Annotated in this window: 10 protein-coding genes; 9 read left to right on the forward strand and 1 reads right to left on the reverse strand. The window is 60.6% G+C overall.

Annotation, left to right across the window (positions count from 1 at the left end):
* Positions 1-135 precede the first annotated feature (135 nt).
* From rpsF to dnaB, 5 genes are all read left to right on the forward strand, one after another.
* Complete coding sequence (gene rpsF, locus J5M72_RS12615; RefSeq protein ID WP_007950702.1) at positions 136-564, forward strand: 30S ribosomal protein S6; 429 nt, start codon at positions 136-138, stop codon at positions 562-564.
* A 28-nt stretch (positions 565-592) separates the two neighbouring features.
* Positions 593-823 carry a 30S ribosomal protein S18 gene (gene rpsR, locus J5M72_RS12620; RefSeq protein ID WP_002551829.1) on the forward strand — a complete coding sequence of 77 codons (231 nt, stop codon included), beginning with the start codon at positions 593-595 and terminating at the stop codon, positions 821-823.
* A 37-nt stretch (positions 824-860) separates the two neighbouring features.
* Positions 861-1,751: a hypothetical protein gene (locus J5M72_RS12625; protein ID WP_207865610.1), complete on the forward strand. Its 891-nt coding sequence runs from the start codon at positions 861-863 to the stop codon at positions 1,749-1,751.
* 19 nt (positions 1,752-1,770) lie between these two features.
* A complete protein-coding gene (gene rplI, locus J5M72_RS12630; protein ID WP_169428620.1) occupies positions 1,771-2,217 on the forward strand; it encodes a 50S ribosomal protein L9 in 447 nt (148 codons plus the stop codon).
* 119 nt (positions 2,218-2,336) lie between these two features.
* Positions 2,337-3,734 carry a replicative DNA helicase gene (gene dnaB / locus J5M72_RS12635; protein ID WP_085711165.1) on the forward strand — a complete coding sequence of 466 codons (1,398 nt, stop codon included), beginning with the start codon at positions 2,337-2,339 and terminating at the stop codon, positions 3,732-3,734.
* A gap of 9 nt (positions 3,735-3,743) precedes the next feature.
* Here dnaB and J5M72_RS12640 read toward each other — a convergent pair whose 3' ends face one another.
* Complete coding sequence (locus J5M72_RS12640) at positions 3,744-6,323, reverse strand: hypothetical protein (RefSeq protein WP_207865611.1); 2,580 nt, start codon at positions 6,321-6,323, stop codon at positions 3,744-3,746.
* 161 nt (positions 6,324-6,484) lie between these two features.
* On the opposite strand from J5M72_RS12640, the gene J5M72_RS12645 reads away from it, so the two are divergent.
* The 4 genes from J5M72_RS12645 (at position 6,485) to J5M72_RS12660 (ending at position 15,752) form a co-directional block, all read left to right on the forward strand.
* A complete protein-coding gene (locus J5M72_RS12645; protein ID WP_169428622.1) occupies positions 6,485-8,797 on the forward strand; it encodes a YgiQ family radical SAM protein in 2,313 nt (770 codons plus the stop codon).
* A 211-nt stretch (positions 8,798-9,008) separates the two neighbouring features.
* Positions 9,009-12,284: a transglutaminase family protein gene (locus tag J5M72_RS12650; RefSeq protein ID WP_207865612.1), complete on the forward strand. Its 3,276-nt coding sequence runs from the start codon at positions 9,009-9,011 to the stop codon at positions 12,282-12,284.
* An 88-nt stretch (positions 12,285-12,372) separates the two neighbouring features.
* Entirely contained in the window at positions 12,373-14,859 is a 2,487-nt protein-coding gene (locus J5M72_RS12655; RefSeq protein ID WP_207865613.1) for a circularly permuted type 2 ATP-grasp protein, read from the forward strand.
* Complete coding sequence (locus J5M72_RS12660) at positions 14,859-15,752, forward strand: transglutaminase family protein (protein ID WP_169428625.1); 894 nt, start codon at positions 14,859-14,861, stop codon at positions 15,750-15,752. The genes J5M72_RS12655 and J5M72_RS12660 overlap by 1 nt, the downstream gene beginning before the upstream one ends.
* Positions 15,753-15,786 lie beyond the last annotated feature (34 nt).

A 15,786-nucleotide genomic window follows, 5' to 3' on the forward strand; every position in this document is an offset into this window, starting at 1 on the left:
AGTCCCTTCTCTACAATTGCGCCCCTTGCTGTGACGGCAGGCACGCATGTGCCCCGCGCCGGCAAGTCCATAAGTGTCATTCACTCCTTGTCTGACCGTTTTTGAGCGGCAGGCTACAACCCGTAAGGAGCATTCATGCGTCATTACGAAATCATCTTTCTGGTCCACCCTGACCAGAGCGAGCAAGTCGGCGGCATGGTTGAGCGTTACACCAAGCTGATCGAAGAAGACGGCGGCAAAATCCACCGTCTGGAAGACTGGGGCCGTCGTCAACTGGCCTACGCAATCAACAATGTTCACAAGGCTCACTACGTGATGCTGAACGTTGAGTGCACCGGCAAGGCCCTGGCCGAGCTGGAAGACAACTTCCGCTACAACGATGCTGTGATCCGTAACCTGGTCATCCGTCGCGACGAAGCCGTTACCGGCCAGTCCGAGATGCTCAAGGCTGAAGAAAACCGCAGTGAGCGCCGTGAGCGTCGCGAACGTCCTGAGCACGATGGCAGCGCCGATGGCGATGACAGCGATAGCGACAGCGACAACAGCGATAACGCTGACGAGTAATCCACGGACCTTTTAAGGAGCCTATCAAATGGCACGTTTCTTCCGTCGTCGTAAATTCTGCCGCTTCACCGCTGAAGACGTGAAGGAGATCGATTACAAAGATCTCAACACTCTGAAAGCCTACGTATCCGAGACCGGCAAAATCGTTCCAAGCCGCATCACCGGTACCAAAGCTCGTTATCAGCGTCAGCTGGCCACCGCTATCAAGCGCGCCCGCTTCCTGGCCCTGCTGGCCTACACCGACAGCCACGGCCGCTGAGACCGGGTAGTCGACAAGTAAGTAAGGGATCGAATGCATGCGTGCCTTGGCTGAATTCATCATGCGGGGGCGTATGCAGGCCACGCTGGTCGTGGCCGGATCTGCGGCATTGCCGCTGTTGTTCTGGTTGAGTGCCGCTGCAGGTTGCCTTGTGCTCCTGCGGCGCGGTTCGGACGCCTTGAGCGTCCTGGGTGTGGGAGTGCTGTCCGCGTTGGTGAGCTGGCACTACCTGAAAGACCCGACGGCACTGATTGTGCTGCTCGGGGCTTGCGGTCTGGCGCTGGTTTTACGCGCCGAACACACCTGGAATCGCGTGCTGCTGGTCAGCGTGGCCGTGGGATTGTTGATTGCCGTGAGCCTGGGATCCGTTTTCGGTTCCTTCACCGAAGCGCTGGCGCAGACGTTTGAACAAGTCTTGCCGCTGGCGATGGGTGAGGTCTACGAGAAATTCTCGGCAGACCAGAAGGCGATTCTCACGGGATTGGCGGTTCCACTGTCGATCATCTCGACAGCGGTGTCGTTGCAGGTTTTTAGCGTGCTGTGCCTGATTCTTGGGCGCTACTGGCAGGCGTTGTTGTATAACCCCGGCGGTTTCGGTCGCGAGTTTCGCGCCATCCGACTGCCGAAAGGCGTTGCGCTGTCGCTTCTGGCCGTCATGTGTGTGGCACCGTTCTTCGGTCTGCACGCACTGGTTCTGTTGCCGTTGTGCAGTGTGCCGCTGTTCTTCGCAGGTCTGGCTCTGGTTCACGGGCTGGTGGCGCAGAAACGGCTGGCCGGTTTCTGGCTGGTGGGGATATACGTCACGCTCGTGCCTTTCATGCACTTGCTCGGTCCGTTGCTTGTGGTCTTGGCCATTGTCGACAGCCTGATTGATTTTCGCGGTCGTCACGTGTCGAAAGACACCGATAACGCGAACGGTGAAGGTTAAAAGTTAAGAGGATTTCCACATGCAACTGATCCTTCTGGAAAAAATCGCCAACCTGGGCAACCTGGGCGACAAAGTAAACGTTAAGGCCGGTTACGGCCGTAACTACCTGCTGCCTTTCGGCAAAGCCACCGCTGCGACCGCTGCCAACCTGGCTGCGTTCGAAGAGCGTCGTGCTGAGCTGGAAAAAGCTGCCGCAGACCGTAAAGCATCGGCTGAAAGCCGCGCAGCCCACCTGGCCGAGCTGGAAGTGACCATCACTGCCACCGCTGGCGACGAAGGCAAGCTGTTCGGTTCGATCGGTACTCACGACATCGCTGACGCACTGACCGCCTCCGGCGTTGAAGTGGCGAAAAGCGAAGTTCGTCTGCCGAACGGCACCATCCGCAACGTGGGTGAATTCGACGTGGCTGTGCACCTGCACGCCGAAGTTGAAGCCACCGTGCGCGTTGTCGTGGTAGCAGCTTAAGCAACACCTGATCGACTGGCGGCTTGTTCGCCAGACGGTTAACATCGGGCACGATCCTGTCTTCAGGTCGTGCCCTTTGTCTTTCTGCAATCCCTGCTTTTCCTGAATAAAAAGTGGCCATGAACGAAATTTCCGCTCCCGAGCAATACGATCTGCAAACCGCCGCGCTGAAGGTGCCGCCGCATTCCATCGAGGCCGAACAGGCCGTGCTCGGTGGTCTGATGCTGGACAACAACGCCTGGGAGCGCGTGCTCGATCAAGTCTCCGACGGCGATTTCTACCGGCATGACCACCGTCTGATTTTCCGTGCGATCGCCAAGCTGGCCGATCAGAACTCGCCGATCGACGTCGTGACCCTTGCCGAGCAACTGGACAAGGAAGGTCAGACCTCGCAAGTCGGCGGCCTGGGCTACCTCGGCGAACTGGCGAAGAACACGCCGTCCGTCGCCAACATCAAGGCCTATGCGCAAATCGTCCGCCAGCGTGCGACGTTGCGTCAGTTGATCGGCATCAGCACCGAAATTGCCGACAGCGCCTTCAACCCTGAAGGTCGTACCGCCGAGGAAATCCTCGACGAAGCCGAACGGCAGATCTTCGCGATTGCCGAGGCCCGGCCAAAAACCGGCGGCCCGGTGGGCGTGAATGACCTGTTGACCAAGGCCATCGACCGTATCGACACCCTGTTCAACACCGCTGACTCGATCACGGGCCTGTCCACCGGTTACACCGATCTCGACGAGAAGACCAGCGGCCTGCAACCGGCCGACCTGATCATCGTCGCCGGTCGTCCGTCGATGGGTAAGACGACTTTTGCGATGAACCTGGTGGAAAACGCCGTGTTGCGCAGCGACAAGGTGGTGCTGGTGTACTCCCTCGAGATGCCAGGCGAATCGCTGATCATGCGTATGCTGTCGTCCCTTGGGCGTATCGACCAGACCAAAGTGCGTTCCGGCCAACTGGAAGACGACGACTGGCCCCGTCTGACTTCGGCGGTCAACCTGCTCAACGACCGTAAACTGTTCATCGATGACACCGCCGGTATCAGCCCGTCTGAGATGCGTGCCCGGACCCGGCGTCTGGTGCGCGAGCACGGCGACATCGGCCTGATCATGATCGACTACCTGCAGCTGATGCAGATCCCTGGATCCAGCGGTGACAACCGGACCAACGAGATTTCCGAGATCTCCCGATCGCTGAAAGCCCTGGCCAAGGAATTCAACTGCCCGGTGGTGGCTCTGTCGCAGCTCAACCGCTCCCTGGAACAACGCCCCAACAAGCGCCCGGTGAACTCCGACTTGCGGGAATCCGGAGCGATCGAGCAGGACGCCGACGTGATCATGTTCGTGTACCGGGACGAGGTGTATCACCCGGAAACCGAGCACAAAGGCATCGCCGAAATCATCATCGGCAAACAGCGGAACGGCCCGATCGGCTTCATCCGTCTTGCCTTTATCGGCAAGTACACGCGCTTCGAAAACCTCGCGCCGGGCAGTTACAACTTCGATGACGATGAGTAACGCGATTGATCACGTCAGGTGATCAAACAGTTTCTGGGCAACTCGCGGACTGATGAGTTCCCGCCAGATCCGCTGGTGGGGTCGGCCAGCCTGTGCTTCGCGCTGTTGAAACGCGCTGCCGAGCTTGCTTTGTCCCAGGGTTTTCATGTGTGCACCCTTGAGCGTGTAGTCCAGCGCTGCGCGATCTTGCCTGTCGTAGTGAAAGTGGGCCTCCCACAACTGCGAATTGTCTGAACGGTCGTTGATCGAGTAGACATCGAGGAATGACTTGTCCCTTCCCTTGCCCATTTGTTTGCGTTCTACCGTTTTCACGACTTTCAGCTGTGAGTGATCGAGCAGGAAGTTCAGGCGCAGTACATCCAGCACATCCTTGTTTTTGTACATCCGTATCAGAATGGACTGTCCTTCGGTCTCCATTGATGCCGCGGCGGTTCTGAGCCGACTGATCAATCCGCTGACCTCGGCGTCTTCTGTCACCCGATCAGTGGCCTCCAGACGTTGCGCCAGATCCCTGAAACGATCCGTCTCTGCGCCCAAAAATTCGACGATATTGGTCGGATTGGCTTTGCGGGCTTCCATGATCCGGGCCTGGGTTACGTATTCATTCACGCGTTGAAGGGATTCAGTCGCGTCGCTCACAAGTTGTGGTCTGGGTGTGAGCGCGACGGCGGGGCGAACCTGTTGCCACTCACCTTCGATGTTCTCGTAGCGTTGAGGTGGCTGGTGCGGCTTGAAAAGATCGGGAACCTTGAGAGTAATGCTGCCATCCGCTGCTGTGTCCTGCTCCCCCACCAGAACCCGGTAAGTGCCATGGTGGCGTGTCCGGAACAGTTTTCGCGGGGCGGTTGCCTCGGCCTCCGCAGCGGACTGCTCCGGAAGAAAATCGAAATCGATGTCCTGATCGTAAAGAGGTAATTGGCTGTTGCTGTCGACCTGTTCATGGATTGCGTTCAGGCGGTTGTCGATTTTCGTTTCGAACACATGCATCAGGGACAATGCATGGCTGACGTATTGCGCCTTGACCGGATCCGCTGAAGTATCCAGAGATTCGAACCCGGCTCTGTCACTCCTGATGTTTTCCAGCGTCAAATGCAGCGCCAGCGCTTCGGAGTCACCATAGACTTCGTGCAAATCCTTTTTCAACAGGTGCAAGGCCATTGCACTGCGCATGCCGAGAGGCGACGGATTTTCGGGGTCGTCGGAAATCAGGCGCAGGCAGATGTTGTATTGATTGGAATGGATCTGATCTACGGTGGGTACTCCACGGTTCATATCGTCCAGATCTGATGTTGCACTACGGTCGGCTTTGCGAATCTGATCCATGACATCCTGGCGGTCATTCATGATCTTCAGCTTTTTGTTGAGATGGGCAAAATTGCTCTTTAGCGACTCGACCGTTATTGGATGTCTGGTCGGATAGGCCCTGTGATCCATCGCGGCAATCAGCTTGTTGAGGTAGTCGACTCTGTTCAACTGTTGAGTATGCAGTTCGCTTTTGTAGAGCCCGCCGGCCTTCAGCAGGATCAACCAGTCCTTGTTGTCGATCAGTGACTTGACGTATTCGGCTTGCATTCTTGTGTGCTTGATGATGTGCACTTCAAGCCTGATCAGCGCCTCTTTCTCTGCCTGGCTTCCCTCAGGAAGATCTCGGGCACTGTCCCAGAGTTCTCCATAGCGCTTGTTGGAGGTGACTAACGCCTCGAAGGCGTTTCTGATGGGCTCATATTTTTGAAGCAAATAGGCTTTGCTGTCCTGAGTCTGTGCAGTACGACGCATGCCTCCCTTGAGTCCATCCAGACTTGTTGTCCAGATGCCATCGGAATTGCGGGTGATGGCCAGTGTTTCACCGGATCGGCTTGCGCGATAGACATTTTCGCTGTCGGCGGCGACCGGGTCCTTCGGATTGACGACGCGCCAGACATTGCGCTGGGGAGATGAAGCGTCAACGTCGCGCATCACCTGATGGGCATGGTTTTCGATGATGACGTAGCGCTTGCCTTCAAAACGATGCAGGCCGTCGCTGTCCGGGTCTGCTCCGGAGAAGTCCAGAGGCGTCCTGAAAGTCGCCAGCCGGCTGGCGGAGAGTGGGAGTGGGCTCTTTTCGAAGTCGATCAGCGGATGCCATCGGTTGCTATCGGGATCATGGAAGAGAATCGGGCCCGAGGGCCTTGATTCACTTCCCAGTCTGGCCCGGTAGAGGGCGGTGTCGGGATCCAGGCTGATCTGCAGGATGCTGCCATCGTGCATATCGACGAACTGCCGGCCCTTTAACCTTCTGAATCCTGATGCGTCGGCGACCGGCAATCGGATGTTCGGGCCGACCCTGTAGGCTTCAAGTAAAGGTGGTGCGGGTATTGCGGTCGGGTATGAATGAGTTTCGCTGACACTCACCGAAGGTGCTTGAGAGATCATGTCCGGGTCTGTGCTGTCCGGGATTCTGTCCGATGTCTGTCCATTGATGAGGCTGTGCTCGGCAGGACGGATAGCGTGCGAGACGTCCTGCCGTGGCAGGTGGTCATGGTTTGATCGCAAAGGCGGGTTATGCACCTCGACGGTGGTTACGCTTCTTGACGGTGGTTTTGCAGGCATCTTTATTCATCCTTGAATAAGTTGAAGGGCATCTTTTGGAGCCGGTGTGTGGCCGGTGGGACAAAGGGGAGAGAAACCGACCACGGCCGTCGGAATTGGTCAAAATTTGTGCTATATTCCGCGCCCGCGAAATTCAATGAAAGCCAACACCGGTTATCGACATGCAAGCAGCCAAGCCGTTATTTGACTATCCAAAATATTGGGCCGAATGTTTCGGGCCAGCGCCGTTCCTGCCGATGAGCAGGGAGGAGATGGATCAGCTCGGCTGGGATTCCTGCGACATCATCATTGTGACGGGAGATGCCTACGTCGATCACCCGTCGTTCGGCATGGCGATCATCGGCCGGCTGCTGGAGTCGCAAGGCTTCCGCGTCGGGATCATTGCCCAGCCGAACTGGCAGTCCAAAGACGACTTCATGAAGCTCGGCGAGCCGAATCTGTTCTTCGGCGTCGCGGCCGGCAACATGGACTCGATGATCAACCGCTACACCGCGGACAAGAAAATCCGTTCCGACGACGCCTATACCCCGGGTGGCATGGCCGGCAAGCGTCCGGATCGCGCGAGCCTGGTCTACAGCCAGCGCTGCAAGGAAGCCTACAAGCACGTGCCGATCGTGCTCGGCGGCATCGAAGCCTCCCTGCGCCGCATCGCCCACTACGACTACTGGCAGGATCGCGTGCGCAACTCGATCCTGATCGACGCCAGCGCCGACATCCTGCTGTACGGCAACGCCGAGCGGGCGATCGTTGAAGTCGCCCAGCGTCTGTCCTACGGTCACAAGATTGAAGACATCACCGATGTGCGCGGTACCGCATTCATCCGCCGTGATACGCCAGCAGGCTGGTACGAAGTCGACTCCACGCGCATCGACCGTCCGGGCAAGATCGACAAGATCATCAACCCGTACGTCAACACCCAGGACACTCAGGCTTGCGCGATCGAGCAGGAGAAGGGCCCGGTTGAAGACCCGCAGGAAGCCAAGGTCGTGCAGATCCTGGCCAGCCCGAAAATGACTCGCGACAAGACCGTGATCCGCCTGCCGTCGATGGAAAAGGTGCGCAACGACCCGGTCCTGTATGCCCATGCCAACCGCGTGCTGCACCTGGAAACCAACCCGGGCAACGCCCGTGCGCTGGTCCAGAAGCATGGCGAGATCGACGTCTGGTTCAACCCGCCGCCGATTCCGATGACCACTGAAGAAATGGACTACGTGTTCGGCATGCCTTACGCACGTGTTCCGCATCCTGCGTACGGCAAGGAAAAGATCCCGGCCTACGACATGATCCGTTTCTCGGTGAACATCATGCGGGGCTGCTTCGGTGGCTGCACCTTCTGCTCGATCACCGAGCATGAAGGCCGGATCATCCAGAACCGTTCCGAAGAGTCGATCATTCGTGAAATCGAAGAGATCCGCGACAAGGTGCCGGGTTTCACCGGCGTCATTTCCGACCTCGGCGGCCCGACCGCGAACATGTACCGCATCGCCTGCAAGAGCCCGGAAATCGAATCCGCGTGCCGCAAGCCGTCCTGCGTGTTCCCGGGCATCTGCCCGAACCTGAACACCGACCACTCGTCGCTGATTCAGCTGTACCGCAGCGCCCGTGCGTTGCCGGGTGTGAAGAAGATCCTGATCGCCTCCGGCCTGCGTTACGACCTTGCGGTCGAGTCGCCGGAGTACGTCAAGGAGCTGGTGACGCATCACGTCGGTGGTTACCTGAAGATCGCCCCGGAACACACCGAGGAAGGTCCGCTCAACCAGATGATGAAACCGGGGATCGGCACCTACGATCGCTTCAAGCGCATGTTCGAGAAGTACACCAAGGAAGCCGGGAAAGAGCAGTACCTGATTCCGTACTTCATCGCCGCGCACCCGGGCACCACCGACGAAGACATGATGAACCTGGCCCTGTGGCTCAAGGGCAACGGCTTCCGTGCCGACCAGGTCCAGGCGTTCTATCCGTCGCCGATGGCCACCGCCACCGCGATGTACCACTCGGGCAAGAACCCGCTGCGCAAGGTCACCTACAAGAGCGACGGCGTGACCATCGTCAAGAGCGAGGAGCAGCGCCGTCTGCACAAGGCGTTCCTGCGTTATCACGACCCGAAAGGCTGGCCGATGCTGCGTGAAGCGCTGATCCGCATGGGCCGCGCCGACCTGATCGGGCCCGGCAAGCACCAGTTGATCCCGACGCATCAACCGGCCACCGACAGCTACCAGAGTGCCCGTCGCAAGAACTCGACGCCGGCCGGCAGCCATAAAGTGGCGAAGGACGTAAAAGAGAAGACCACCAGGATCCTCACCCAGCACAACGGCCTGCCACCGCGCGCCAGCGACGGCGGCAATCCCTGGGACAAGCGTGAACAGGCCAAGGCCGCGGCATTCGCCCGCAACCAGCAGGCCGCCAAGGAGCGCAAGGAAGCCGCGAAAGGCAAGGGACCGAAACCGGCACGCAAGCCGGTCGTACCGCGCTAAAACGCACTTGAGCTGAACAGAACGCCAACCTTCGGGTTGGCGTTCTGCGTTGTGCCTCGCAACATTTGCGTGCAACTGTGCCAAACCATTTCACCGCATCGCCCGATTTTGGTGCTGTACTGCCCTGAGCATTCCGGGAAAGCGCCCAAGCCTCTGCATGGCATAAGTCTTGCGCGCTTTCGAATACGCTTGGGCTCGCAGGAGGCACGCCGTGTCGATTCATGTCGCATTGCATCACGTCACGCATTACCGCTACGACCGCGCTGTCGAACTCGGCCCGCAGATCGTGCGTCTGCGCCCGGCTGCCCACAGCCGCACGCGGATTTTGTCTTATTCACTGAAAGTCTCCCCCGAGCAGCACTTCATCAATTGGCAGCAGGACCCTCAGGGCAACTACCTTGCACGGCTGGTGTTCCCCGAGAAAACCGCCGAGCTGCGGATCGAGGTCGACCTGCTGGCCGAGATGGCGGTGTTCAACCCGTTCGACTTTTTCCTTGAACCCTATGCCGAGAAAATCCCCTTTGCCTACGCCGCCGATGAGCGCAAGGAACTGGCGCCGTACCTTGAAACCCTGCCGCTGACGCCGACATTCAAGGCCTATCTGGACGCCATCGACCGTACGCCGCTGCCGGCCGTGGATTTCCTGGTAGCGCTCAACCAGCGTCTGAGCGAAGACATCAATTACCTGATCCGCATGGAGCCGGGTGTGCAGACCCCGGAACATACCCTCGAACACGCCTCCGGTTCCTGCCGCGATTCGGCGTGGCTGCTGGTGCAACTGCTGCGCAATCTCGGGCTGGCAGCGCGTTTCGTTTCCGGTTACCTGATTCAGCTGACCGCCGACGTGAAAAGCCTCGACGGCCCGTCCGGCACCGAAGTGGATTTCACCGACCTGCACGCGTGGTGCGAGGTGTATCTGCCGGGAGCGGGCTGGATCGGTCTCGATGCGACGTCGGGGCTGTTCGCCGGGGAAGGGCATATCCCGTTGGCCTGCAGTCCCGATCCGTCTTCCGCGGCGCCGATCAGCGGTCTGGTGGAGCCTTGCGAATGCGAGTTCAGCCACGAAATGTCCGTGGAGCGGGTCTGGGAAGCGCCACGGGTGACCAAGCCTTACACCGATGAACAGTGGCTGGCGATCCAGGCCCTGGGCCGGCAGATCGATGCCGACCTGCTGGAAGGCGACGTGCGCCTGACCATGGGCGGCGAACCGACCTTCGTGTCCATCGACGACCCGGACGGCGCCGAATGGAACACCGCTGCGCTCGGCCCGGACAAGCGCCGGCTTTCCGCCGAGCTGTTCCAGCGCATGCGCAAACACTACGCGCCAAAAGGGCTGGTGCATTTCGGTCAGGGCAAGTGGTATCCCGGAGAACAACTGCCGCGCTGGTCGCTCAATTGCTACTGGCGCCGCGACGGCGTGCCGATCTGGCACAACAACGCGTTGATCGCCGACGAGCAGCAGGATTACGGCGCCGATGGCGCACTGGCCGGACGCTTTCTGGCGAGTGTCGCCGAGCGCCTGAAACTGCCGACACGCTTCGTGTTCCCGGCCTACGAAGACAATTTCTATTACCTCTGGCGCGAGGGCGCCTTGCCGAGCAACGTCAGCGCTGAAGACTCGCGTCTGGAGGAACCACTGGAACGTGCGCGACTGCGCAAGGTGTTCAGTCAGGGGCTGGATAAGGTCATCGGCCAGGTGCTTCCGCTGGCGCGCACCGCCAAGGGCGATCAGTGGCAGAGCGGGCGCTGGTATCTGCGCGATGAGCATTGCCGGCTGGTGCCGGGGGATTCACCGCTGGGCTATCGCCTGCCGTTGGGTTCACAGCCCTGGGTGAAGGCGGCGGAGTATCCGTTCATTCATCCGAACGATCCGAATCAGGATTTCCCCGAGTTGCCCGAAACGACTCAGCTCAACGATCACCGTGAGCCGGCTCCGGTGGACGAACGTGCACCGAAGATCGACGAGTCCGCTGATTGGCTGACCCGCACCGCCTTCTGCGCCGAGGCCCGGGAAGGCCGGTTGTACCTGTTCATGCCGCCGCTGGAGCGGGTCGAGGATTATCTGGAACTGGTGGCGGCCATCGAAGCCACCGCCGAGGAGCTGCATTGCCCGGTATTGCTGGAAGGCTATGAGCCGCCGAGCGATCCGCGTTTGAGCAACTTCCGCATCACCCCGGATCCTGGCGTGATCGAGGTCAACGTGCAGCCGTCGGCGACCTGGGACGAGTTGGTCGAACGCACAGAGTTTCTGTACGAAGAAGCGCGCCAGACCCGGCTGTCCACCGAGAAGTTCATGATCGACGGGCGCCACACCGGTACGGGCGGCGGAAACCATTTCGTGCTCGGCGGCGCGACGCCGGCGGACTCACCGTTTTTGCGCCGCCCGGATCTGCTGCGCAGCCTGATCAGCTACTGGCACAACCATCCATCGCTGTCCTACCTGTTTTCCGGTCTGTTCATCGGCCCGACTTCTCAGGCGCCGCGAGTCGATGAAGCGCGCAACGACGCGCTGTATGAACTGGAAATCGCCTTCGCGCAAATGCCCGCACCGGGAGAAGAGTGCGCGCCATGGCTGGTGGATCGGCTGTTGCGCAATCTGCTGATCGACGTCACCGGCAACACCCACCGCGCCGAGTTCTGCATCGACAAGCTGTATTCACCGGACGGCGCCACCGGGCGCCTCGGTCTGCTGGAGTTGCGCGCGTTCGAGATGCCGCCCCATGCGCGCATGAGTCTGGCTCAGCAGCTGTTGCTGCGGGCACTGGTGGCGCGGTTCTGGCGCGAGCCTTATGCACCGCCGAAGCTGGCGCGCTGGGGCACCGAGTTGCATGACCGTTTCCTGCTGCCGCATTTCATCGAGCAGGACTTCGCCGACGTCATCGTCGAGCTCAACAACGCCGGTTACCCCCTGCGTGCCGAATGGTTTGCGGCGCATCTGGAGTTTCGCTTCCCAAAGGTCGGCGATTACGCCGTCAACGGTATCGAACTGGAGTTGCGCCAGGCCCTTGAGCCCTGGCATGTGCTGGGTGAGGAGGGCGCGGCGGGCGGCACGGTACGCTACGTCGACTCATCGCTGGAGCGTTTGCAGGTCAAGCTCACGGGGCTGCCGCCGCAGCGTTATCTGCTGACCTGCAATGGTATCCCGGTGCCGCTGCAACCGACCGGGCGGGTCGGCGAGTTTGTCGCCGGCGTGCGTTTCCGCGCGTGGCAACCGGCGAATTGCCTGCAACCGACGATCCCGGTGCATGCGCCGCTGGTGTTCGACCTGCTCGATACCTGGATGCAGCGCTCGCTGGGCGGCTGTCAGTACCACGTTGCGCATCCGGGCGGACGCAATTACGAGACGCTGCCGGTCAACGCCAACGAAGCGGAGAGCCGGCGCATGGCGCGTTTCTTCCGCATCGGACATACGCCGGGGAAACTTCCGATACCCAATGTTGAAACGAACGACGAACTACCGATGACACTCGATTTACGACGTTTCTGAATCAGGCACGACGCCCGGATTTTTCGTATATCCGGGCGTCATGTGCCTGCGTTAGTCTGACCGTTCCTTGCTGGCTGCCGAGCTTTCCATGCCTGACCTGCTTGACCGCTACCCGCTGACGGCGGGCACCTATCACGAACTGCTCGACGACAGCGGAGCGGTGCGTCCGCACTGGCAGCGGCTGTTCGACCAATTGCAGCGCAGCACCCCGGCGCAACTGGTGCAGCGTCAGGCGCTGCTGACCCGACAGATTCAGGAAAACGGCGTCACCTACAACGTCTATGCCGATCCCAAGGGGGCGGATCGTCCCTGGGAGCTGGATCTGCTGCCCCACGTGATCGCCGCTGACGAGTGGCAACAACTGTCGGCCGGGATCGCCCAGCGCGCACGCTTGCTCAATGCGGTGCTGGCGGATCTGTACGGCCCGCAACAGTTGATCCGCGAAGGGCTGCTGCCGGCAGAACTGGTGTTTGGCCACAACAACTTCCTCTGGCCCTGTCAGGGCATCGCGCCACCGGACGGTGCCTTTCTGCATCTGTATGCCGTGGATCTGGCGCGCACGCCGGACGGTCGCTGGTGGGTGACCGCGGATCGTACCCAGGCGCCATCCGGTGCCGGTTATGCACTGGAAAACCGCACCATTGTGTCCCGGGCCTTCCCCGAGTTGTACCGGGATCTGAAGGTGCAGCACCTGGCCGGATTCTTCCGCACCTTGCAGGAAACCCTGGCCCGTCAGGCCCCCTGCGACGATGACGCGCCGCTGGTGGTGTTGCTGACCCCGGGGCGTTTCAACGAAAGCTATTTCGAACATCTTTATCTCGCCCGTCAGCTCGGCTATCCACTGGTGGAGGGCGGCGACCTGACGGTGCGTGATGCCACGGTCTACCTGAAAACCCTCAGCGGTCTGCGTCGGGTCCACGCGATCATGCGTCGGCTCGACGATGATTTCTGCGATCCGCTGGAACTGCGTACGGATTCGGCGCTGGGCGTTCCCGGATTGCTCGAGGCCGTGCGTCAGGGCCGAGTGCTGGTGGCCAATGCTCTGGGCAGCGGCGTGCTGGAGTCGCCGGGGCTCTTGGGTTTTTTGCCGAAGATCAATCAGTACTTGTTCGGCGAAGAACTGATCCTGCCCTCCATCGCCACCTGGTGGTGCGGGGAGGCACCGGTGCTGGCCCAGGCGTTGGAAAAACTGCCGGAGTTGCTGATCAAGCCGGCGTTTCCGTCCCAGAGTTTTGCACCCGTTTTCGGGCGTGATCTGAGTGAGAAACAGCGCCAGAGTCTCGCCGAGCGCATGCAGGCCCGGCCTTATGCCTATGTCGCGCAAGAACTTGCGCAACTGTCCCACGCGCCGATCTGGCAGCCCGAGGACGGCCAGTTGCAACCGCGTGCCATTGGCATGCGCATGTATGCGGTGGCCAGTCATGATGGTTATCGGGTGTTGCCCGGTGGCCTGACCCGGGTGGCGGCCGAAGCCGACGCCGAAGTGGTGTCGATGCAGCGTGGTGGCGCGAGCAAGGACACTTGGGTGCTGGGAGACCGGCCGCCAAGCGGCGAGCAGTGGAAGACCCAGCGCAACATCGGCGTGCATGATCTGGTGCGGCGCGATCCCTATCTTCCGTCGCGGGTGGTGGAAAACCTGTTCTGGTTCGGCCGTTATTGCGAGCGCTGCGACGACAGCGCGCGGCTGCTGCGGATCATGCTGGCGCGTTACATCGACGGGGATGATCCGCAAGCCTTGCAGGCTGCCGTGGAGCTCGGCGAGCGCCTGATGCTGCTGCCGGACGAAGGAGAGCTGCCAGAGCGCCTGCTCGCGGCCCTGCTTGGCGAGGACTGGTCGTTCAGCCTGCGCTCCAACCTGCAACGCTTGCAGTGGGCGGCGTCGCAGGTGCGCGGCAAGCTCTCGCGGGAGAACTGGCAGGCGCTGGTGGAATTGCAGCGCGAGGCGACGGAGCTGGACACCGATGAGCCGGACTTTGGCGAGTTGCTGGATTTTCTCAATCGGCTGGTGATGTCACTGGCGGCGCTGTCCGGGTTTGCCCTCGACGACATGACCCGCGACGAAGGCTGGCGTTTCCTGATGATTGGCCGGCGGATCGAGCGCCTGCAGTTTCTCAGCAGCAGTCTCGCGGGTTTCCTGCGCGGCGCCGGGGCGTTCGATCAAGCGGGGCTTGAGTGGTTGCTGGAGCTGGGCAACAGCAGCATCACCTATCGCTCGCGTTATCTGGCGGTGGCGCAGTTGATCCCGGTGCTCGACCTGTTGCTGCTGGACGAGCAGAACCCCCATGCGGTGTTGTTCCAGTTGAAACTGGTGACGCGCACGCTCAAGCGTTTGAGCGACGATTTTGATGCGCCTCGGGAGGCCGGGTTGCCGCAACTGGTCGAGCGTCTGGCGCGCTTCGATCTGGGGTGCCTGGAAAACCCCCTGTTCGGCGAATCCAGCGTGCGCGCGGCCCTCGATGGTCTGGCGGATCTGCTGCAAGACATCGCCGACGCCAGCGGCCAGGTGTCCGATCGACTGGCCCTGCGTCATTTCGCCCATGTCGATGATGTCAGCCAACGCACGGTGTCCGTCTGATGAATGCCCACTACCAGATTCTTCACGATACCTGCTATCACTACGACAGCCCGGTCTCCCTGGCGCAGCAACTGGCGCACCTGTGGCCCCGTGAGTGCGCCTGGCAGCGCTGTACCGAACAGCAATTGCTGATCAGTCCGGAACCGACCGCCCGGCGTGACGAGCAGGATGTGTTTGGCAATCCGCTGACACGCCTGGCGTTCGAACGGCCTCACGATGAATTGCAGGTCAACGCCCGGCTGACGGTCGAGGTGCTGGCGCGGCCGGCGCTGGATTTCAATCTGTCCCCGGCCTGGGAGCAGACCTGCAATTCGCTGACCTACACCAGCCAGCCATTGTCCACCGAGCTGCTGGAAGCTTGCCGTTACCGGTTTCAATCCCCCTACGTTCATTTGAAACGCAGCTTTGTCGAGTTTTCCGAAAGCTGTTTCCCGCCCGGGCGACCGCTGCTGCTGGGCGTACAGGCGTTGATGGAAAAGATCTTCGATGAATTCACCTTCGATGCCGAGGCCACGCAGGTCGCGACACCGTTGGTCGAGGTGCTGGAGCGCCGGCGCGGGGTCTGTCAGGACTTCGCTCACCTGATGCTGGCCTGCGTGCGTTCCCGAGGATTGGCGGCGCGCTACATCAGCGGCTACCTGCTGACACGGCCGCCACCGGGGCAACCGCGATTGATTGGCGCCGATGCGTCTCATGCGTGGGTTTCGGTGTTTTGCCCGGTGCTCGGCTGGGTGGATTTCGATCCGACCAACAATGTGCAGCCGGCACTGGAACACATCACCCTGGCCTGGGGCCGGGATTTCTCCGATGTGTCGCCGTTGCGCGGGGTGATTCTGGGCGGTGGCAATCACGACCCGGAAGTCCGCGTCACCGTGTTGCCATTGGAGGAATGAAGATCAAATGTGGGAGCGGGCTTGCTCGCGAAAG

The sequence above is a fragment of the Pseudomonas sp. 58(2021) genome, from assembly GCF_017491585.1.
Taxonomy (GTDB): Bacteria; Pseudomonadota; Gammaproteobacteria; order Pseudomonadales; family Pseudomonadaceae; genus Aquipseudomonas; species Aquipseudomonas fluorescens_BT.